Raw genomic sequence first — 21314 nt, forward strand, 5'->3', positions numbered from 1 at the left:
GTAAATGGTAATCAGTAAAAAGTGACTGATTACCATTTACTATTCACTGATTACTTAACTGAAGCCATATGAAGCACCAAGTCAACCACACGGTTGCTATAGCCCCACTCGTTGTCGTACCATGATACTACTTTCACGAAGTTAGCGTTCAGGCTGATGCCAGCGTCAGCATCGAAGATAGACGAGCGAGCGTCTCCAACGAAGTCGGTGCTTACTACCGCATCTTCAGTGTAGCCCATAATGCCTTTCATAGGTCCATCGGCAGCATCTTTCATAGCTTTTTTGATGTCTTCATAGCTAGCAGCTTTCTCAAGTCTGCAGGTAAGGTCAACCACAGATACGTCAGGAGTAGGAACACGGAACGACATACCAGTCAGTTTACCGTTTAGTGAAGGAATAACTTTTCCTACAGCTTTAGCAGCGCCGGTAGATGATGGGATGATGTTTTGACCAGCGCCACGTCCGCCTCTCCAGTCTTTCATAGAAGGGCCGTCGACAGTTTTCTGTGTAGCAGTGGTGGCATGTACTGTGGTCATCAAACCTTCCACGATACCGAACTTGTCATGAAGCACCTTAGCAAGCGGAGCCAGACAGTTGGTGGTACATGAAGCGTTTGAAACGATATTGATATTGCTCTTGTATTCAGTGTGATTTACACCCATAACAAACATGGGGGTATCATCTTTCGAAGGAGCAGACATTACTACCTTCTTGGCACCTGCAGCAATGTGCTTCTCAGCAGTTTCTTTGGTAAGGAAGAGGCCTGTAGATTCAACTACATACTCAGCGCTAACTTCATTCCATTTCAAATTGGCAGGATCCTTTTCTGCAGTTACCCGGATCGTCTGACCATTTACAACCAGGTTGCCGCCCTTTACGGACACCTCACCCTTGAACAGACCATGGGTGGAGTCGTACTTGAGCATATATGCCATATAATCTGGTTCGATCAGGTCATTGATTCCTACGATTTCGATCGAGGGGTTGTTGATAGCCGCCCTGAACACCAGGCGACCTATACGACCGAAACCATTGATACCTACTTTTACTTTTGTCATTTTCAAAAAAGTTTATGGTTATTACAGAGAGTGCAAATCTAACACCCGTACCCACTAAAAACAAAGAAGTTGGCGGTTAAGGTTCAGTTGTTTTTGAAGGATTTTTAGAAAATTTTTCCGCAATGCTTTGCAATTAAAATGAGGCCATATATCTTTGCACCACAATTCAGGAAAGGGGTAGCGAATCAAGCTTAACTCTTCCTCAATTGTCCCCAAAATGGTCCGTTCGTCTAGGGGTTAGGACGCCAGGTTTTCATCCTGGTAACAGGGGTTCGATTCCCCTACGGACTACAAAAAGCCGCTAGAAAGCGGCTTTTTTCATTTGTGGCAGCTTGCGTCGCAATGGGTTCACAACATCATCTCTCAACAGCATTTGCCAGCATCTTCACAAACACCTCCTGCTGCCAGGCAGTGGCATCGTGACCCATGGAGGTATAGAAGGTTCGGCCATTGCCAATTTGTTTGTGCCATGCCACCGGGTGGTCTTTTCCCATGCCAAAGTCTTTGTCGGTCATCCAAAGCATGTTGCCGCTGGGAAGGATTTTGTCTCCATCAATGGTATAAAGAATACTGAAACCCTTCTTTCGTGGGTTGTCGAAAAACACATACCATTCATCGGTGTGGGTAAACTCGTGCGCCAGACCGGCAGCAAGCAGACTGTCGGCACCCGCTTCCAGCATCATGGTGGTTTCCTGCAACTGAGGGTTGAGCGGGTGGTGAGAGAAGGTAGCTCCCATCAGGTTGTCAGTATACCAATCCCAGTGATGCGAATTGTCGCCAGCACCATGGATGCCAATCAGACTGCCACCATTGTTGACGTAGTTTTCCAAATTTTGCTGCTGTTCATCGTTCAGCACACGGCCTGTGGAATTGTTGAAAATAACCACATCAAACTGGGCTAGCTGCTCACGATTAAATACACCGCCATCCTCTGTGTCGTAAAGAAACCAGTTGTTCTTAATGGCCAATTGAGCAAACACCTTTTTGCCAGCCTCTATCGATTCTCCGTGCCGGAAGCCGGAAGCCTTTGAAAAAAGCAGCACACTGGTTTGGTCTACAGGAATGGTGAGGTTTGGGGCTTCAGTTTCATACGACACAGGGAAACCATTCTTGATCTTGTACATGAACCCGGCCAATAGCCCTACCAGCACCACCACGATGCCTAGCAAAGACCAAAGAGCTATTTTTAAAAACTTTTTCATGGGAAAGAAATCAGGGTTTTTCTTTTATTTTTTGATAAACTCAATGGAGGCCAGACCGGCAAATATCTTCGTGGCATCGGCGCATTTGAAGGTGAAAACGAGCGTGTGTGGGCCGTCAACCGGGTCAATATCTACAACCATTTCCTTGAAGCCAAGATCAGTCAGGCCTGTTTCAAACGTTCCTGCTCCTATCTTTTGGCCATCAACGCCATCAATCATCACGTTCATTGAGCCGCCGGAGAAATAGGTGGGGGCAACCACCAGGTTCAGCTTCAGCTTACCCACTCCGGTCAGGTCGATGTTGTTGTATTGGAGCACACCATCGTCGCTGGGTAAAGTCATGGTCATGTCGTTTTCAATCCCGGGCATCATGCCTGCCGTTACATTGAACGTCATCACATTCTTTTTGCTGCTGAACTTGTCACCATTTATGATCGGGTAGGAGAGCGAAAGCACTTTGGTAGCAGTTAGCGGCTTCATGCCATTGGCGCCCCTGTCGGTATAGGAGGCAGTGAAAATATAAGTGCCTTCCTTTTCCGCCGGCTTATGCTTATTGAGGGCATAGGAGCCTTTGTAAGGGAGGCCTCCTTTCGCAGGTTTTCCGCTCAGCGACAGGATGTAGGCAATCATTTTCTCAGTGTCGGCGGTGCTTAGTTGTGGGTGAGGCGACATCATCAGGTCACCCCATACGCCGGCGCCACCTTTGATGACTTTTTCGGCCAGGGCGTTCACCGCACCTTCGTTGCCTGCGTACTTGTCTGCAATGGCTGTGAAGGTAGGGCCCACTGATTTTTCGGTAAGAGAATGGCATGCCTTGCAGTCGGAAGTTTCCATGAGCGCTTTACCTACGAGGAATGCCGATGCTTCCATATTGGCCTGATGCCCTTGCATAATTTCGGTTACATCGTAGCCCCTGGCCAGGTAATCGGCGGTGAAAGTAACAGCCGAGGGGTTGATGCCCTGGTTGATGGAGCCGTCTTCGGAATCCTGCACGGTCACTTCATAGTCAAAGGTTGAATTGCTCCAGTAAAATGACTGATTTCCTTTAAAGACAAGGTTTACTTCCGGCAGGTCGTTGCCAGCCAAAACGGTAGCTTCAGCGGTAGATACTTCGCCAGAGGGATCCGTTACCGTCAAGCTTACATTGTATTCACCGGGCGTTTTATACTCGTACACAGGGTTTTTCTCTGTTGATGAACCACCATCACCAAAGACCCAGGCGTAGGAAAGTGCGTCTCCATCGAAATCTTTGGAGGCCTCTCCACTGAATTGGACGGCAAAAGGTGTTTTCCCTATCATTTTATTCGCTTCAATGACCGCAAGTGGCACCCTGTTGCCTGATGAGTAAGTGATGTGGATCAATCTGGCATCCATATTTTGCGTGAACCAGTTGGTGCCGTATTCAAGGGCATAAAAATCACCCGTGGGACTAATCACCAGGTCGACCATGTTGTTGAACAACATATTGGGCAGAAAACGCTCCATTCTCACAAAGTCTCCATTGTCATCCAGCGTTACCGCCATTACCCAGCCACGCATCCAGTCGTAGGTGAAAAGCTTTTTGTCGTAGTACTCAGGGAGCCGCTGGTCTGATTCGGGGTAGCGGTCTTTGTAAAAGACGGGGCCTGCCATGGCATTTCTGCCGCCTTCACCCACCAAAGGGTACTCGGTGGATTCAGCATAGGGATAGTAGTATAATGGAGGATTAGCAGGCGGTAAATCCTTCGCTCCGGTATTGTTGGGAGAGGTATTGACGGGCTTTTTTGGGTCAAACAGCGGGCCGGTCTTGTTGTTGGTGTAGTCGTAGTGATTATAGGGGAAGTTGTTGCCTATAAAATAAGGCCACCCAAAATTACCTGCCTTTTTGGCCTGATTGAGTTCGTCATAACCCCGGGAGCCAAATCCAGCGCTGTCTTTAGCGGCATCGGGCCCCACGTCACCCCAGTAGAGGTAGCCATTTTTAGGGTCAATTGATATTCTGAATGGGTTTCGCAGTCCCATTACATAAATTTCAGGCCTGCCCTTTGTTGGATCGGTGAAAAGATTGCCTTCGGGAATTGAGTAAGTTCCATCATCTTCAGGCTTGATGCGTAGTATTTTTCCACGCAGGTCGTTGGTGTTGGCCGACGACTTCTGCGCATCCCATGGTGACCGGCCTTCGCCTTCGTCAATTGGGCCATAGCCGGTGGCACGAGGGCTGGTGTTGTCTCCAAGCGACACATAAAGCAACCTGTCAGGGCCAAATTCTACAGAGCCGGCCGAGTGGCAACATTCCTGCCGCTGCGTGGGCACGGTCAGTAGCACCTTTTCGGACGCATAGAGCAAAGAGTCACCTTCAAAAGTGAAGCGGGAAAGGTGCTGCTTCGGTTCGTCACCCACCGGAGAGTAGAACAGGTAGATCCAGTGGTTGCTGGCGTAGTCAGGATCAATGGCAAATCCCAACAGGCCGTCTTCCAGCTCACTGTGTACGGGGAAGGTGGTGACAAGCTTCACGCTGTCCGCCCCTTTCTTGAAGAGCTTAATCGCCCCTTTCCTTTCTATAAATAGGATGTCTTCATTAGGGAAAATATCGAGTTCCATTGGCTCATTCAGATTGAAAGCAAGTACATTTTTCTGGAACCGGTTCTCTTCCGGAGCCACCCTCGAATTGTTATAGTCAACGGGTGTTCCGGGCCCCGCAGCATATTGGATGCCGCCCCAAAGCATTGTCAGGAAGTCCTGATCTTTCCATGCTTCATTCGTGTGTCCCAGGCCTGTGTACCACGACCTGCCTCCGTCAAAATCACGGTACCAGGTAATGGGGTGGTTTTCTCCGTTGGTGCCGCCTTCATAAGACAGCTCATCGAGATTGAGCAATACGTTGATGTCAGCTTTGATCTCTTTATAGTTGTACCACTCGTCGGTGCGAGGCCAGCTTTCGGGCAGGTGTTGTGTAGAAAAGTGGGTTTTGTCCACCACCCGCACCGTGGCATCTCTTACATTCGGATCGGAGGGGTGGCCGTTGAAATAAGCACCCACCAGTTCGCCGTACCAGGGCCAGTCATATTCTGTGTCGGCGGCAGCATGGACGCCTACAAACCCGCCACCTGCCTGAATCCAGCGGTTCATTTCCAGCTGCTGGGCGTCGTTGAGCACATCGCCAGTGGTGTGCAGAAACACGATTACGTTGTAATTCTGAAGGTTGGCTTCGTTGAAGTCATCACTGTTCTCTGTAGTGTCAACGGAAAAGCCATGCTGTTTTGCCAGCTCAAGTATGGCTGTTTTTCCCGCAGGTATGGATTCGTGGCGAAACTCCGCCGTCTTAGAGAAAACCAGCACCTTGATATCACGTGTGTCCCGGGTAAAGTAAAAGTAAGCGGCAGCGACAAGCACTGCCAATGTCAGCAGGATGATGTAGCGTTTTTTCATAATGAAAACTAAATAATTTAAACCAACAGGAGTGAAGGACCGGTTGGCTTTTTTGTTACATTTGTTAAAATCTAATAAATAAAGGTAACTGCTTTATTATTAACATTTATTAAATTTTAATAAATAAATTTTGCTCTGTTAGAAACTATGAACGGCTTGCAGGAAATAAGACATTTTTTGGAGAAGGGGTATCAGGAATACCGGGCTAACGTCTCGGTGGATTGCACAATTTTTGGTTACCACGAAGGCAAGCTCCAGGTGCTGCTGCTTAAAAACAAGCTGTTGTCACAATGGAGTCTGCCCGGCGGCTATGTGAAGCATACGGAAAACCTGGATGAAGCGGCTGCAAGGGTAACAGCAGAAAGAACAGGCATCGAAAACCTTTTTCTGAAGCAGTTCAAGGCGTTCGGAGACCCTGATAGAAATAGGCTGGACGGTTTCGACCCTGAGATGCTTTATGAAATGACGGGCGTCAGGGTAACTGAAGACAGCTGGCTGGCCGGGCAGGCTGTCACTATTGGATTTTATGCCATTACCGACATCGTGCATGCCCAGCCCAAAGCAGATATATTTTCAAGTGAAAGCCAGTGGTTTTCTATCGACGAGTTGCCCCGCATGGCTTTCGACCACAATGAGATTGTGCGGGAGGCGCTCTTCAACATGCGGATCCATTTGTATCATTTCCCTATTGGAAAAAACCTTTTGCCTCAGAAATTCACCCTGAAAGAGATCAGGCTTTTTTATGAGGTGATGTCTGGCAAAACCCTCAATGCGTCCAACTTCCCTAACAAACTTATTTCTATAGGCCTGATCAAAAAGACCGATGAGAAGCTAAAGATCGGCGCCCACCGCTCACCCACGTTTTACACTTTCAACGACGAGGTGTACGAAAAGGCACTGGAGGAAGGTGTGGTGTTGGTGTAGGTAGCAGGATCGGTTATAAAGCCTTTGCGCAAACCGTGGATTAGTCAGGACTTTCAAAAAGCCTCACATGACTAGCACATTCCGCCATAAATGAAAGATTTGCTTGCTAGACAGTGGTGGATTGGCATGGAAATGATAAATTAAATCGTGAGCACTATCAATCAATAAACATGGCTATAGAGCCCAGTATTCTGACCATTGTCCTTATTATCCTTATCAGCTTTATTGTCAGTGCCTTTGGTAACCTTATCGGATTTGGAGGTGGGATTTTTATGGTGCCTATTCTGGTCACCATTTTTTATTACCCACTGGCCATAGCTGTCGGCAGTGTGATGTTTTCCCTCATCTTTTCCTCACTGGCCGCCACCTACTTCCATAGAAAAGGCGGGCATGTCGATTTTAAGATGGGGATATTGCTGGAGCTGCCTACCATGCTCGGCGTTGTGCTGGGGAGCTTTTTGCTGGCCTACATCTCCGCCCACAGGCTGGAAATACTTTTCTCCGTGCTGGTGCTGTTGTTGGGAGTCTCTTTTTGGCTTAAGAAAGAAGGCAGCGATCAAGACAGTAAAAGCGGTTTGTTTTATCGAATGAATCAATGGAGGCCGTCGTTTCTGATAGAAAACAAGGCGCACCATATTGCTTACAGAGCAAGTATATGGATGATTACTTTTTTCGGGCTAATGGCGGGCACCCTGGCGGGGCTTTTCGGCATAGGCGGAGGGTTTCTAAAGACGCCCATCATGCTCAAAATATTCAAAATGCCGGTAAAGATAGCCACCGCTACGGCCATGTTTATGATCATCATTACGAGTATCACAGGGTCGGCAAGCCATTATATGCAGGGGCATATTGTGCTGTCGCAGGCATGGCCGGTGCTATTGGGCTTCACCAGCGGATCAATTGCCAGCCACAAACTGAATATCGGCATCAACCCGGAAGTGATTGAAAAGCTCATCGGCCTCGGCCTTGTGCTGGCAGCTCTCGTGATGATGGCGAATTTTGTGGGTGCAGGTGCTAGTTAAAAATGCTGACGTCTTTCAACGCCAGCATTTTTAAGCAATTAGAGGTTATAGACTTCTTTCAACCCGTCTCTTAAAGTCGCAGGCTTCCGGCCCAGCAAAATTTCAAGGTCTTTCGTCGTGCGCTCAAACTGTTGGTTTTTGATATCAGCCGAGAATCCGGTAACGATAAAAACCACTTCTTCAGGGAGGCCCCATTCCCGCAGTTGTCCCGGAAACTTATCGGCATCTGCGTCGGTGTATACCACGGTTTTGCCTGACAAAACGCTGAGTGCTTCGGCGGCATCAGCGTAAGAATATAGCTGACTGCCGGTTATCTCATACGTTTTGTTTTCATGGCCAGGCTGGAGCAAGACGTTGGCGGCTGCTTCTCCCATCTCTCTGCGTAGAGCGTAAGGAACCTTTCCATTACCGGACGGAAGATAGATGCCGTTCTCAAAAACCTGAGGACCCGCAAACACCGCAATGCCATCCGTATATAAGGTATTACGCAGCATGGTGTAAGTCAGCCCACTTTTTTTGATGTAGTCCCCTGTTTCGAAATGACTTTCCATGAGAGGCTTTACTCCTGACGTGCTGGGATCTTTGATGGAAACGCCCGTGTAGGCGATGTGCTTCACTCCGGCTTTCTTCGCTGCATCCACTACGTTTTTATGCTGCTGTAGTCTATTGGGGTCTAGTCCGGAAATCAGCAGCACTTTCTCGACTCCTTCCATGGCCTTGTCAAGGGAGGCGATATCATCGAAATGACCCATTCGAACTATAACGCCCTTTTCGGCTAGCTCGCTGGCTTTGTTTTCATCTCTTGCCAGCGCCACGATGTTGCTGGCGTCAGTATTTTTCAGCAGGTGTTCTATTGTTGCTGTTCCCAAATGCCCTGTTGCTCCTGTTACTAGAATCATGTTTTTTGTATTTGAATAGTTAATGAATTATTATTGTTACTCAAAGTAACTAATAACAGTTCTAAAAAGTAACTTGTTACCTTTTGGTAACTGGTAAGAAAGTGGTAACGAAATGGTAACTAATACAGAAATAAGCGAAGTTTTTGACTGCCCGGTGGCTGCTACACTGGCTATTATCGGAGGAAGATGGAAGGTGCTGATCCTCTACCAGCTTGCCAGCGGCACCAAACGTTTTGGGGAAATAGCCGTCCGCATACCTGGCATTTCACGCAAAGTACTTACCGAGCAGCTAAAGGAATTGGAAAAGAGCAAGCTGGTGGTGCGAAAGCAATACAAAGAGATTCCGCCACGGGTGGAATATACACTCACAGACCTGTCAAAAGGACTTACGCCTATTTTTGATGAAATCGCTATCTGGGGAAATAAGAATTTGCTGGGGAGAGGGTAGAAAGGGTTAACAATCAATAGGTGCTGTGGCAAAAAGGAGAACGGAAGCATGTCGCTATGGGGTAAGCGCTTGCATGGGTAGGTGTTAAGCCGGGTGACCGGGAAGCCTTATGCGAGTAGGTGACAAGCGCTTATAACATATATAGTAAAGGCGTTAAAAGAGTCGTGACAAAGGCTTAAAAGACCTGGGTAATGGGCTTATCAGGAGGCTGCGGTGCCACCATACATGGTCAGTGGTAGGCAGCATGGGCGGTGAGTGGTGCGCAGCAAAGGGACTTTTGCTGGGCTGGAAAGGAATGAGTGGGGAAACAGGCATCCTTTCTTTAATATACGAAAAAGGGGCGGAAGGGATACTACGGAGTCATTTTACGTAATTTTGGACAGCGCTATATCATTCAATGTCCGAGTTACAGACTTGCTCGAGCCCTTTGTGCTTTTAGGCGACCTGGCTGCTCAGGATAGCGGGGGTGTATGAAAGGGACCTGGAGGAAGGAGTGGTGCTGGTGTAAGCCAGACAAGCGGCAAGTCGTAAGATGTTGAGCTGTGATAATAAAGCTTTTTGCCTACCCAATCTTGTTCTTTCAGTCGAGTTCTCCAAGCAGAGGGCTATGTGAAATCAGCTTAAATGTCTCTAAAGAAACCTCAGGGAAGTAGCTTTTAAATCACTTTATGGGAACTTTTTGTAGATATCCTTTCGATGGGCGAGCGTTGTTATCAGCGCTACTCCGTTGTCAATGTAAAACCCTAGCCTATAATCACCGATTCTGATTCTATAAGCACTTTTATGCCCCTTCATTTTTTTAGCGCTGGGTATCTGGTTGACAGTCTTTGCGTCAATTATTTCTTTGATAGCACCTGCAACCCCTTTTTTTGATATATCGTCAGGAATTCTTTTAAGTTGCTTTTCAAATGATTTGCTGAACTCCAGATTCACTCTAACCCAAGTTTGTTAAGAACTTTGGTTTTGTCTGCAAGTCCACTTTGCTTGTCTTCTTCCATCATCGAAAGCAACACTTTGTCTTCCTGTTCTTCCAGATCAATAAAAGAAATCCCCTCAATGTTAAGTGTTTTTATGAGTTCTAAAAGCTGCCTCGCACCGGGCAAAGAATCGTTTATTTCTATTAAGTGTCGCATTGTGTAAAAATAGCAAAAATTGATCAGATCGGTTCTTCTTGCTTCAATTATTGTACCAGCTTGGTCGTTCCATCAGCCTCTTCATGAGTTTATGGGCAAGCAGTTTCTTTCTTGTTCGCTAAGTTGCTGCAGCATGCAGAAAGTATTGCCATATTGAACAGAAAGAAGTATTTTTCAATCATGGTTTATCAAGATCGCATCATATCAGACTACAAGATACTTTTGGGAAAGCCCGCAATAAAGGGCACAAGAATATCAGTGGAATTAGTCTTGAAAAAACTCTCAGAGGGAGCCACGGTTGACGAGCTTGTCAGTGATTACCAGGTACAAAAAGAGGACATTTACGTGGCGCTCAATTATGCCGGATGATTATCTCAGAGTCTCCTGAAAGAGTCCCCGATAAAAGTCGTTTCTTAATATCCATCACCTAAAATTCCTTCCCTCCGGAAAAATCTTGCCTTGCACCACCTCAGACTTCTTAGGTGGTTTGGCCTTTGCATAAGGCACGGTCGTTTCATCAGAACGGGACATGGGCTTCAGCGATAATTCTTGCTTTTGTTTGGCCGTTAGTTGCTGTAGCATTCCTGAAAGATTGAAAAGCCGTTTGGCAATCACATGAATTACTTCGCCTTCTTTTTGTAGCTGGCCTTCCACCATCAGCAGCTTCGATTGGATGATCTCTTTTCTGTATTTGTCGAACAGCTTTTTGAAGACCACCAGGTTGGCAGTGCCTGTTTCATCTTCGATGGTAATAAAACAAATGCCGCTGGCAGTGCCGGGCCGCTGTCGTACCAGCACCAGTCCGGCTACTTTCACCAAGTCACGGTCTTTTGCTCCAGTCAGGTTTATGTGCGGAGTGATTCCCAGTCGTGTTAGCTGCTCTCTCAAAAAACTCACCGGGTGGGCTTTGATAGACAGAGAAGTGGAGGCGTAATCCTGGATCACATGTTCGGACAGTTGCATTTCAGGCAGGTCAACCTTTTGCTCGTGCTCATTTTGTTGTTGCGAACTGAACAAGGCTTTGTGCAGGTGGTCTTTGGTGGAAACTTCCCACAAAGCCTGACGCCGGTCAAGTCCTATCGATCGGAAGGCGTCGGCATCGGCCAGTCGTTCCAGGGCGCTTTCTGACAGGCCCAACTCCCGCAGTTCATGTACGCTGGTGTACGCTTGTTCCCGGCCAGCCACCAGGAGCTGGATGTCTTCCTCTTTCAGTCCTTTTACCTGTCGAAATCCAAGACGTAAAGCACAAAATTCACCCTCCTTTTCTTCCAGCGTATAATCCCATTCCGAATGATTAATATCGAGTTGCCGCACTTTAACACCATGGTTTCTGGCATCGGTGATAAGTTGCGCCGGCTGGTAGAAGCCCATCGGTAAACTATTGAGAATGGCACAGGCAAACACATCAGGGTAATAGCACTTGAGCCAGGAGGAAACATAAACCAACAGGGCAAAGCTGACCGCATGACTTTCCGGAAATCCATAGCTTCCAAAGCCCTCCAACTGTTTGAATACCCGCTCTGCATATCCTTTTGTGTATCCTTTGGCGGTCATACCATTGATCAGCTTGTCGTGGAAATACGACACTTTGCCTTTTGCTTTGAACGTAGCCATACTTCTCCTTAGCTCATCCGCTTCAGCCGGGCTAAATCCAGCAGCTACAATGGCAATGCTCATTGCCTGCTCCTGGAAAAGGGGTACACCCAGTGTCCGGCCAAGGATTTCTTTCAGCTCTTCGGAAGGATACTCCACTTTTTCCTCTCCATTCCGTCGTCGCAAATAAGGGTGCACCATATCCCCCTGAATTGGCCCGGGGCGTACAATGGCTACTTCTATCACCAGATCGTAGAACTCTTTAGGCCTTAACCTTGGCAGCATCGACATCTGCGCCCGGCTTTCTATCTGAAACACGCCGATGGTATCGGCATGGCAGATCATTTCATAGACTTTAGGATCATCCTGAGGGATATTGGCCAGGGTGAAATCTTTATTGTAATGCTTTTTGGCTAAATCGAATGCTTTACGGATACAAGTGAGCATACCCAGAGCGAGTATATCTATCTTCAGAAAGCCCAGTGCCTCAATATCGTCTTTGTTCCACTCAATATTGGTGCGGTCTTCCATCCGGGCATTCAGCACCGGGCACAGGTCGGATAGCTTACCTTCCGTGATCACAAACCCACCAGTATGCTGACCTAGTTGTCGTGGGAAGCTGATATATTGCTGGGTAAGCTCGAGCACTTTTTTAATAGTCGGGTCATCGGGATTGATACCCTGGCTAATGATACGGTTTTTGTCGAAACCTTCGTCTTTGAAGTCCCAAATGAGGCTGGACAAACGGGTAATGGTATCGACCGATAGCCCCATTACTTTGCCAACATCCCGGATGGCACCTTTGTGATGCAACTGGGTGACCGTGGCTACTACAGCCGCCCTGTCCCGACCGTATTTGTTATAGATATACTGCATCACCTCTTCCCGGCGCTCATGCTCGAAGTCCACGTCAATGTCGGGTGGTTCATTTCTTGCGGCAGAAATGAAGCGTTCAAACAGCAGGTTGAATTTAGACGGATCTACTGAGGTAATGCCCAGACAGTAACAGACGGTAGAGTTGGCAGCAGAACCACGACCCTGACAAAGGATTTGCTGCTCTCTGGCATAGCGCACGATATCGTAAACGGTGAGGAAATACTCTGCATAATTCATCTGGTCAATGAATTTCAGTTCATAGTTGATATTGCCTTCGACCTTTGCGGGTATTCCCTCGGGAAACATTTGATGGGCTCCTTTCCAGGTAAGGTAGGTAAGCTCCTCCTGTGGTGTGCGGCCCTCGCTGGTGATCTCTTTCGGATATCTGTATTTAAGTTCATCAAGTGAAAAAGTGCATTTTTCTGCAATGACCTGGGTTTGTTTGATAGCCTCTGGATAGGCCCTGAATAATCTGAGCATTTCATCGGCTGGCTTGAGATAGCGCTCCGCATTAGGATGAAGCCGAAAGCCAGCTTCTTGTATTGTGCATTTTTCCCGTGCACAGGTCACCACGTCCTGAAGCTCCCTTCTTGCAGGGTGATGATAATGCACATCGTTAGTGGCAACCATTGGGATATTAAGCTTCTTTGAGAGTTGATTGAGTCGGTGAAGCAACTTGAGGTCGTTGCCATCGTAGGGCCTGCTGGCCGCAAGGTGAAGGCGGGCACCTAAAGCTTCCCTGTATTCCTCTAGTTGTGATTTGAAAACCGGGTCAAAATCAAATGCTTCATTCAATTGCAGAGGAGGGATGGCTACCAGCTCCAGGCCTGCTGCATGTTCATATAAGTCCTTTTTATAAAGCTCACATTGCCCTTTTTCGGTTCTCAGGTTGCCTTTGGTAAGTAAAGCGGATAAACCTGCATAGGCATGAATGTCTGTAGGGAAAGCCAGCAAGCTGGGGCCATCCTGCAGGTCGAGGCGGCAGGCAGGTATGATGCGAATAGCAAGACCTCTGGTGGCGGTGTGGGCCCGAACGATGCCTGCCAGGGTATTTCGGTCCGTAATGGTGATGGCAGAGTAGCCATATTGGACAGCCTGCTTCACTAACTCCTCTGGATGAGAGGCTCCCCTGAGAAAGCTGAAGTTAGAAGTGACTTGTAGTTCGGTGTAGGGCATTGTTTTTATCAGTTCCTTATCCTGGAATCAGCTCTGAAATTCTTCGTTTTACCCCGACCCTGAGCCGGACGCCCCTGAAGGGAGCCGAAGAATTTCGCAGCTGCTTCAATTTTGCGTCAAAGAGCCTTTTGTTAAGGGTTTAAAGAATGACTAAATCTCATTGAGCTTCCCTCCCTTCAGGGTTGGGGTAAAGGAAGCTTGAAAATATGTTTTCAAGCAAAGAACCCATGCACATACCACTGGAAGCTTTCGTCGTCGTAGTGCCCTGACCGGAAGATCCAGAATCTGTGCCCTTCTTTGTCTTCTATCCTGTAATAGTCCCGGTGCTGGCCCTGCTGCAGCCACCATTCCTGCTCGATTCGCTCAGGGCCATCCGCTCTGGCCACTTCATGCACCTTGCCTTTGTAGCGGAAAAGCATAGGAGGATAATCAGGGATTGGCGCACTTACCTCAATTCTTTCCGGTCTGCTCAATAGCTGGAGAGGCCGAAGCTTATCCACTCTCCATAGGGTGGTTGCTTTTTCTTGCAGCGAAAGGGCAGGCCTAAATGACCTTTCGGGCCAATAATGCTCGTCGGGGAGGTAGCGCTGGACAGACTTTGCCCCGAATTTACCGGCCAGCTTATCCACCAGCTCCGACAGCCGCATATCGTCCAGTCCGCCAGCTTCTTCCCACAACTGTTCTTGCTCAGGCATAAGCTCTTCTACTTTAGGAGCTTCCAGAATGAATAACTCAATACCCAATGCAGGCTCAAACGTCGATATCTTGACCTCAAAGAGCTTAAAAAGATGATTGACATGATGGGTTGGCCTGCTGGTGCCGATATCTAGTTGAACCACCTTTCCATCCACCCGGTAGCCTTTGAATACTGCCGTTCTTAGCCCTTTCTGTTCCTGTCTTAGTCGGTGGCAGAGGGTTTCCAGTAGTCGCTCCAGTGCGATCTCTATGCCTTTAGCAGTAACGATAGGCTCCAGACAAGGAAGTCGTTCCTGGTAGGGCTCCACAGGCTGTATGGGCTCCATCCTTTCCTCTAAGGCACCAGTTGCCTGGTCGATACGCAGCAGCATTTGTGCCCCAAACCGCCTTCGGAGAGTGGCACGTGGCATGCTTATGAATTGATGCAGTTGATGTAAACCCAGTTTGTGTAGTCGTTCAAGGGCTTCGGGCTCCAGCCGGAGAGCCTCCGGAGGTAAGCCCATAAGTGCTTCATGGTGTTTTCCGCTTTCTATGATGCCCGACCCACGACTGTACCTGGCGATAGCCCATGCTGCTCCGATGGTGCCAGCCATGGCCGCCCTCACCCGGTAGCCATGGGTTTCGAGCTTCTGCTCAATGTCAGTTACATAATTTGCATCTCCTCCCCAAAGATGGGAGCATCCTGAGGCATCAAGTAAAAGTCCATCCGGTGGATCGATAGCCACATTGGGGGCATAGCGAATGCTCCATTCGCCCAGGCGCCTGAGTAGTTTGAGTATAAGCTCCGGCTGATCATCCAGTGCTACTACAGAAGGTGCTGCCGCTCTGGCATCGGCGAGCACCATGCCATCACTGATGCCTTTGGCCCTGGCGATAGCATTCGAAGCTGAAATCACCATTCTGCCGTGGGAAGGGGTGCGCAAAACGAACGGGATCTTTCTCAGCTCTGGCCGACGGAGAGAGAACCAGTCCGTGGTAAGGTAACGGAACCATATAGAAACAAATTTTTTGCCCATGGTTCACCCTGCTTTGCGTTCTTCCGGTTCAAAATGATGTAGTGCTTTCTCAGCTACGGTTTTCAGTTGGCCTTCCATCCATTTCACATCCCAGGCACCCGGCTTGCCATTTCGCACACGTTGCAACTCCACTCTCCATTGTGGGTATCCCACACCGGGAAGGTCGTCAACAACCTCGCCGGGCAGAGAGGCTATTTTCCATCGGGATACACAAGCTGTTGTTGTTAATTTTTGACTGAAAGGCCGGATCACAAAACCAGTGACGCAGCTTTCCTCTACTGCGAGCTGCAATCTGCGGGAGGAGGTGAAGTCCAGGGTGGGCATTTCACCCACAACGGCAGCAACAGAAGTGCATTTCAAACCTTCTTCCACTGCCCACCATACATCTTTTTCTTTTTTCAGGTCAATAAAGATGAACCTTTCAGGAGAGATGCCGAAACTTTTTAGTGCAGGAGGGAAGAGTGTTCGGGAGGTGCTGATCCATAAAGCTATTCCATTAGCACCTGTAACATTGCTTAGGAGAGAAGCGACAAAGCCGCTGGTGGCTGCAATGTCTTCTTCACCTGCAGGAAGAAATTCGTGGATGGCACCCAATGGGAATACGCCATTAGGAAAAGCAGCATCCATCAGGCCAAGATTCAGCCGGGCGGTGGTGTTGCCTGGCGACTTGAATCCTTGCAGCCGGAGAATATCCGATTGTAAAGAGGAAAGAATGTCAGCCTTACTCTGTTGCATGGTGTCCCATTCGGGATTTAAAAGCTAATTATTTTAGCTATCAAAGCTAATAATAACTAAAATAATTAGCAAAACAACAAGAGAGAAGTTGCAAGAATTTTCAGCTGGAGATCAGTAAATTATTTGGTGATCTGCCTTCATAGTGAAAAGTGCTAAAGCTATACCTTGTACTGGTGAGCAATGTCAACAGCCAGCCTGACCTGCTTCCAGTCTATTTCTCCCAAAAGTGCGCATTCTGCACCCAGAACGAATCCTTCCGGGATATTTTGCATCACTGCATTTACTTCAGAAGTAAGATTCTCTGAACTTGCCGATGAAATAGCCCCTCTTTTTTCCAATCCACCAAAAATGGGACGGTTAAACTGTCGGTGAATGTCCTCTGGAGTTAATATTTCATTATTCACTTTCAAGCTACAGTTCACCAGCTGACCTGGATAGTCCAGAAAGGGGCTAAGGTCATTATAGTCCCCTACATAGTCGCAAATATGCAGGACATTGCAAGAGCATGCGGCATTGATTTCATTCATTACTATCAAGTCATAGGGCTTGATATAGTCATTGAAAATAGTAGGGTCTTGAAAACGAAACCCTTCTCCGCCTTGCGTAGAAGCAAGAAATCCATCAACTCCTAATTTAATACACTCACGGGCAAAGAGAAGCGTGCTTTCAGTAATGATATCCATTCCCTTCTTCACACTTTCCGGGTCTTGCTTGAGGTGCTCGGTGAGTAGTTCACCAGTAGCAGAATGCCCGGCGCTCATGAAAGGAGAGTAAAGAGTAGCGATTACCGGGGCATGTTTTTTACCTTCCTTTACCAGTTCCTTCACTACGTACAATTGATCCTCGTAAAAGTCTTTGCCATAAAACGGTATATTGGCCCAGTCTTCAGGCTTCTGTATACTGGTCAAATGAGGGAATTCAGACTCATATTGAATTTTCACAAAATCCATGTCAATAGCATGGAAGTATTCCATGTGCTTCTTCACTGCAGCATCGCCAGATTTGAAACCCTCCCCAAAATGCACGAAAAAACCGCATGGGATATACCCGTTGTTTTTCCCCGTGGCAATTAAATTGAAAACAGCTTCCCGCTTATTGACAGTGGAGCCCGAGGTACAGGCAGGTAAAATCCAACTGCTTGCCAATGCGGTGGCAGATAAGGCTCCAATAGATTGTAGAAACTTTCGGCGGTCAATTGATGAGTAAGACATGGTAGATGATTATTTTTTAGGCAAATAATAATACAAAATACCAAGTCAACTTGAAAGCAGGAATACGCCAGGTGCCAGCGTATACCCTGCAATAGTATTGATTATTTCTTTTCCTTCAGAAAAGCGAGCTGCCCCAAATGGTTGGCTAAGTGAGCTGTCCGGTTCATCACCAGGTTTAGCTTGTTTCTGTGCGGCTCTTTGGTAAAGTCTTCTTCAGTCACAGCAGTATGTCTGGTAAACCAATCGTCGGCTGAAAACTTTTCAAATGCTGCGGAAAGCGCTGAGTTTACTTTATTCCAGGCTTCTCTTAATTCTGGAATAGGTGTGTTCTGACCTGACTTGTCTGGCGTTCTTACGTAGGGCTCGTAGAGTTCAGGGAACAGCTTATCCCCAGCACCAAGTAAAGGAAGCATGTTGTCATGAACTGCCGCCAGGTGGCCGAGCAGGTAGGTGCCTGTATTTCTGTTGGGCGCTACTTCTGAAGCGATTTGTTCATCGCTCAGACTGTCGAAAAGTTTGTTGGTGCGATCCACGTAGACGTTCCAGGCGTCCAGGGCCATTTTGATAAAAAGTTCTTGTTGGTTCATTGGGATGTATGGTTTTATACAAAGTAAAAACTGATGATTGATAAGGAAGAAGTGGGGGTGAAAAGTTCGGGAGAAGGAATTTATTGATAGTATCGAATGAAGATAGTATCTTTATTTGATACTATGATTGTTAACTTTGCAGATAAAGACACTCAACGTGTTTGGGAAGGTACAGGAACCAGAAAGTGGCATCCTGACATTCAAAGATTAGCAATGAGAAAGTTGTTTATTATTCATGCAGCGGGTAGTATTAATGACCTGATATTGCCTCCAGGAAACAGACTTCACCGACTAAAAGGAGATATGAAGGAGTATTGGGCTATAAGAGTTAATGATCAATGGCGAATCATTTTCAAATGGATCGAAAATAAAGCCTATGATGTTGAGATAATAGATTACCACTAGATATGAAAGCAATTAACAATATTCACCCAGGTGAAATCTTGCAACTGGAATTTCTTGAACCGATGGGGCTCACGGCTTACCGCCTGGCGAAAGAAATAGGAGTTCAGCAAACGAGAATTAGCCAGATTATGGGTGGTAAGAGGTCAATTACCGCAGACACTGCCATTCGTCTAAGTAGATTTTTTGGCACCACAGAAGAATTCTGGATGAATTTGCAGCGAGAGTATGATTTAAGGAAGGAGCATGCCGAGAAACAGTCGGAGTTTGATAAGATTCAGAAGTTCGAATTCCACGAAGTTTAGATAGAAATACTGACTAATAAACGCTACACCCCTCATGAAAAAAATACTCCTTCTCGGCTCTGGGGAACTCGGAAAAGAATTTGTGATCAGTGCTAAAAGGTTGGGCTGCCATGTGGTAGCCTGCGATAGCTATACGGGTGCGCCAGCCATGCAGGTGGCCGATGAAAGCGAGGTTTTTAGCATGCTTGATGCAGCGAAGCTGAGAGAAGCTGTCGAGCGACACCAGCCAGACCTTATCGTGCCGGAAATCGAGGCCATCCGTACCGAGGTGCTGGTGGAAATGGAAAAGGAAGGCAGAAACGTAGTGCCCAGTGCCAGGGCTGTGAACATGACGATGAACCGTGACCGCATCCGTGACCTGGCAGTAGACCTCGGCGTTCGTACGGCTCGATTCGCTTATGCTGAATCTGCGGAGCAGCTCATGGGGGAGGCCAAAGCCATCGGCTTTCCCGTGGTGATCAAGCCGGTGATGAGCAGCAGCGGAAAGGGGCAGAGTGTAGCCCAAACAGCTGATGATATCCAAAACAGCTGGGAATATGCCTGTGCTGGCATGCGGGGCGACCGCCAGCGGGTGATTGTGGAGGAGTTTATCAAGTTTGACTATGAGATCACGCTGCTTACCGTAAAACAGAAGAATGGCCCGACGCTCTTCTGCGACCCCATTGGCCATGTGCAGGAGCGGGGCGACTACCAGTACAGCTGGCAGCCTCAGCCCATGATAGATAAGTTCAGAAAGGATGCCGAGGCCATGGCCAAAGCAGTGACGGATGACCTGGGTGGCGTAGGCATCTTTGGTGTGGAATTTTTTGTCACCAAAGACGAAGTGATTTTCAGCGAGCTGAGCCCACGGCCTCACGACACCGGCATGGTGACGCTGGTCAGCCAAAACCTCAGCGAGTTCGATTTACATGCCAGGGCCATTCTTGGCTTGCCGATTCCTAATATTACAGTAACCGAAGGCGCCAGTGCCGTGGTGCTAGCCGCAAAAGATGGTGTATCACCCACCTACACCGGGGTGGAAGCAGCGATGGCTGAGCCCGATGTTGACGTGCGGATTTTCGGTAAGCCCACTACCAGACCTTACCGTCGCATGGCGGTGGTATTGGCGAAAGGAGAGAATGCGGTGGAAAGAGCCAGAGCCGCTGCTGCAAAAATAAAGGTGGTTACAAAAGGGATTTGATTGTATCCTGCCGGGCAGTAGTCTCCCGCCTGCGATTTGATCCTGTCGGTTTTTATCTCAAAACTCCTGTGAACGGCAGTGGAGTGTTCGGGGAAAAGTGCTACTTTAAACGTTCCAATTTTCTTTGTCGCATTCCCTAAACTATCTGAAGATGAAATTTGCTCGTTATGCCTTTGCGCTTGTCATCCTTTTCGTGTGTGCTAAATGTAAAACCACCACAGAGCCTGGTCAGGCAGAACAAACGAAAGAGTGGTTGACCTTTGAAGGCCGGGCAGACATGCCAAATATAGTCCTGGTTTCCGGCGACGAGGAGTACCGCTCGGAGGAAGCTTTGCCTCAATTGGCGAAAATTCTTTCTTCACGTCATGGGTTCAACTGTACCGTCCTGTTTGCACAGGACCCAGCCATTCCTGGCATAGTCAATCCCAATTATGTGCGTAACATACCGGGAATTGAGGCCCTTGAAACTGCTGATCTGATGGTCATTTTCACCCGGTTTCGGGCTTTGCCGGATCAGCAAATGCAGTACATCGACAGTTATTTGAAAAGCGGGAAGCCAGTGATTGGGATGAGAACGGCTACTCATGCATTCAATTTTGCGGCAGCGGACTCGACCTCGAACTGGAAGCGCTATGGAAATAACTACAACGCCGAAGATGAATGGCAGGGTGGATTTGGCCGCCTTGTGCTGGGAGAGAAATGGATTTCGCACCATGGCAACCATAAAAATCAAAGTACCCGTGGGGTGGTAGCAGCAGGTGCTGAGGGGCATCCCATTCTTAATGGCATCGGGGAAGGAGAGATATGGGGGCCAACGGATGTATATGGCGTACGGTTGCCTTTGCCTGGTGACTCACAACCCATCGTGATGGGGCAGGTGATCAATAGGGCAGGTGAGTACACAGAGGATGATGTTCTGTACGGCATGCGCTTTACAGACAATGAGGTAGCTGGCGTTGAGATGGAAAAAGACAAAGAAGGGAACGAAAAAGCAATCACCAAAAACGATCCAATGATGCCTGTAGCATGGATAAAAAGCTACCAGATTTCAGGGGGGCAGCAGGGAAAAGTATTTACCACTACGATGGGAGCGGCCACAGACCTTTTGACGGAGGGCACCCGCCGGATGATGGTCAACAGCGTTTTTTGGAGCCTTGGTCTCCCAGTTCCTGAAAAAGCCAATGTAGATACAGTGGGAGTTTATCAACCCAGTCAGTTCGGTTTTCACGACGATCAGTATTGGTTGGACAAAAACTTGAGTGTGAAATCGCTGCAATAACCCTGGCGATGTAGGTTCGGTGCGTTGAGATGGATGCACTCAGAGTCTCTCGCAGAAGACTCCAATGCTATTAGGTTAAGAGCATTTTACCCTGGCCGGGCGCCCCTTAATCCCTAAAGGGCTCAGCTAATGACAATTCACTCGCCCTTCAGGGTCAGGGGTAA

19 protein-coding genes and 1 tRNA gene are annotated in these 21314 nt (G+C 47.9%); 9 read left to right on the forward strand and 11 right to left on the reverse strand.

Features of this window, described 5'->3' with window-relative positions; translation table 11 throughout:
* Positions 1-50: 50 nt before the first annotated feature.
* Positions 51-1058 carry a type I glyceraldehyde-3-phosphate dehydrogenase gene (gene gap / locus AAC052_RS06835; protein WP_317490973.1) on the reverse strand — a complete coding sequence of 336 codons (1008 nt, stop codon included), beginning with the start codon at positions 1056-1058 and terminating at the stop codon, positions 51-53.
* Between the two features lie 219 nt (positions 1059-1277).
* Here gap and AAC052_RS06840 point away from each other — a divergent pair.
* Positions 1278-1349 (forward strand) — tRNA-Glu (locus AAC052_RS06840).
* 65 nt (positions 1350-1414) lie between these two features.
* On the opposite strand, the gene AAC052_RS06845 is transcribed toward AAC052_RS06840, so the two are convergent.
* Together AAC052_RS06845 and AAC052_RS06850 are read right to left on the reverse strand one after the other, a co-directional pair.
* Positions 1415-2260, reverse strand: coding sequence for a ThuA domain-containing protein (locus AAC052_RS06845; RefSeq protein WP_317490974.1), 846 nt, complete (start codon positions 2258-2260; stop codon positions 1415-1417).
* Between the two features lie 24 nt (positions 2261-2284).
* Entirely contained in the window at positions 2285-5668 is a 3384-nt protein-coding gene (locus AAC052_RS06850; protein ID WP_339811969.1) for a ThuA domain-containing protein, read from the reverse strand.
* A 147-nt stretch (positions 5669-5815) separates the two neighbouring features.
* Here AAC052_RS06850 and AAC052_RS06855 point away from each other — a divergent pair, with 147 nt between their 5' ends.
* A complete protein-coding gene (locus AAC052_RS06855) occupies positions 5816-6592 on the forward strand; it encodes an NUDIX domain-containing protein (protein ID WP_339811972.1) in 777 nt (258 codons plus the stop codon).
* A gap of 170 nt (positions 6593-6762) precedes the next feature.
* Entirely contained in the window at positions 6763-7614 is an 852-nt protein-coding gene (locus AAC052_RS06860; protein WP_339811973.1) for a sulfite exporter TauE/SafE family protein, read from the forward strand.
* A gap of 38 nt (positions 7615-7652) precedes the next feature.
* On the opposite strand, the gene AAC052_RS06865 is transcribed toward AAC052_RS06860, so the two are convergent.
* Entirely contained in the window at positions 7653-8513 is an 861-nt protein-coding gene (locus AAC052_RS06865; RefSeq protein WP_339811975.1) for an SDR family oxidoreductase, read from the reverse strand.
* A 112-nt stretch (positions 8514-8625) separates the two neighbouring features.
* Between AAC052_RS06865 and AAC052_RS06870 the strand changes: the two genes are divergently transcribed.
* A complete protein-coding gene (locus AAC052_RS06870) occupies positions 8626-8961 on the forward strand; it encodes a helix-turn-helix domain-containing protein (RefSeq protein WP_339811977.1) in 336 nt (111 codons plus the stop codon).
* A gap of 666 nt (positions 8962-9627) precedes the next feature.
* On the opposite strand, the gene AAC052_RS06875 is transcribed toward AAC052_RS06870, so the two are convergent.
* Entirely contained in the window at positions 9628-9894 is a 267-nt protein-coding gene (locus tag AAC052_RS06875; RefSeq protein ID WP_339811980.1) for a type II toxin-antitoxin system RelE/ParE family toxin, read from the reverse strand.
* Positions 9891-10094 (reverse strand): hypothetical protein, encoded by a 204-nt coding sequence (locus tag AAC052_RS06880; RefSeq protein ID WP_339811983.1) that lies wholly within the window; start codon positions 10092-10094, stop codon positions 9891-9893. Before AAC052_RS06880 ends, AAC052_RS06875 begins: the two co-directional genes overlap by 4 nt.
* 180 nt (positions 10095-10274) lie before the next feature.
* Between AAC052_RS06880 and AAC052_RS06885 the strand changes: the two genes are divergently transcribed.
* Positions 10275-10463, forward strand: coding sequence for a DUF433 domain-containing protein (locus tag AAC052_RS06885; RefSeq protein ID WP_339811984.1), 189 nt, complete (start codon positions 10275-10277; stop codon positions 10461-10463).
* Between the two features lie 54 nt (positions 10464-10517).
* Here AAC052_RS06885 and AAC052_RS06890 read toward each other — a convergent pair whose 3' ends face one another.
* From AAC052_RS06890 to AAC052_RS06910, 5 genes are all read right to left on the reverse strand, one after another.
* Positions 10518-13739 (reverse strand): error-prone DNA polymerase, encoded by a 3222-nt coding sequence (locus AAC052_RS06890; RefSeq protein ID WP_339811986.1) that lies wholly within the window; start codon positions 13737-13739, stop codon positions 10518-10520.
* Positions 13740-13951: 212 nt separating this feature from the next.
* Positions 13952-15451, reverse strand: a complete 1500-nt coding sequence (locus tag AAC052_RS06895) for a DNA polymerase Y family protein (RefSeq protein ID WP_339811988.1) — start codon at positions 15449-15451, stop codon at positions 13952-13954.
* A 3-nt stretch (positions 15452-15454) separates the two neighbouring features.
* Positions 15455-16186, reverse strand: coding sequence for an Error-prone repair protein ImuA (locus tag AAC052_RS06900; RefSeq protein ID WP_339811989.1), 732 nt, complete (start codon positions 16184-16186; stop codon positions 15455-15457).
* 158 nt (positions 16187-16344) lie between these two features.
* Positions 16345-17397 carry a uroporphyrinogen decarboxylase family protein gene (locus tag AAC052_RS06905; protein WP_339811992.1) on the reverse strand — a complete coding sequence of 351 codons (1053 nt, stop codon included), beginning with the start codon at positions 17395-17397 and terminating at the stop codon, positions 16345-16347.
* Between the two features lie 101 nt (positions 17398-17498).
* Positions 17499-17984, reverse strand: a complete 486-nt coding sequence (locus tag AAC052_RS06910; protein ID WP_339811994.1) for a DinB family protein — start codon at positions 17982-17984, stop codon at positions 17499-17501.
* 96 nt (positions 17985-18080) lie between these two features.
* Here AAC052_RS06910 and AAC052_RS06915 point away from each other — a divergent pair, with 96 nt between their 5' ends.
* From AAC052_RS06915 to AAC052_RS06930, 4 genes are all read left to right on the forward strand, one after another.
* A complete protein-coding gene (locus tag AAC052_RS06915; RefSeq protein WP_339811995.1) occupies positions 18081-18389 on the forward strand; it encodes a type II toxin-antitoxin system RelE/ParE family toxin in 309 nt (102 codons plus the stop codon).
* 2 nt (positions 18390-18391) lie between these two features.
* On the forward strand, positions 18392-18691 hold the full coding sequence (locus tag AAC052_RS06920) for a HigA family addiction module antitoxin (protein WP_339793866.1): 300 nt from the start codon (positions 18392-18394) through the stop codon (positions 18689-18691).
* Positions 18692-18725: 34 nt separating this feature from the next.
* Positions 18726-19871: a formate-dependent phosphoribosylglycinamide formyltransferase gene (purT, locus tag AAC052_RS06925; protein WP_339811996.1), complete on the forward strand. Its 1146-nt coding sequence runs from the start codon at positions 18726-18728 to the stop codon at positions 19869-19871.
* 151 nt (positions 19872-20022) lie between these two features.
* Positions 20023-21150: a hypothetical protein gene (locus AAC052_RS06930; protein WP_339811998.1), complete on the forward strand. Its 1128-nt coding sequence runs from the start codon at positions 20023-20025 to the stop codon at positions 21148-21150.
* Positions 21151-21314 lie beyond the last annotated feature (164 nt).

The organism is uncultured Imperialibacter sp. (genome assembly GCF_963974565.1).
GTDB lineage: Bacteria > Bacteroidota > Bacteroidia > Cytophagales > Cyclobacteriaceae > Imperialibacter > Imperialibacter roseus.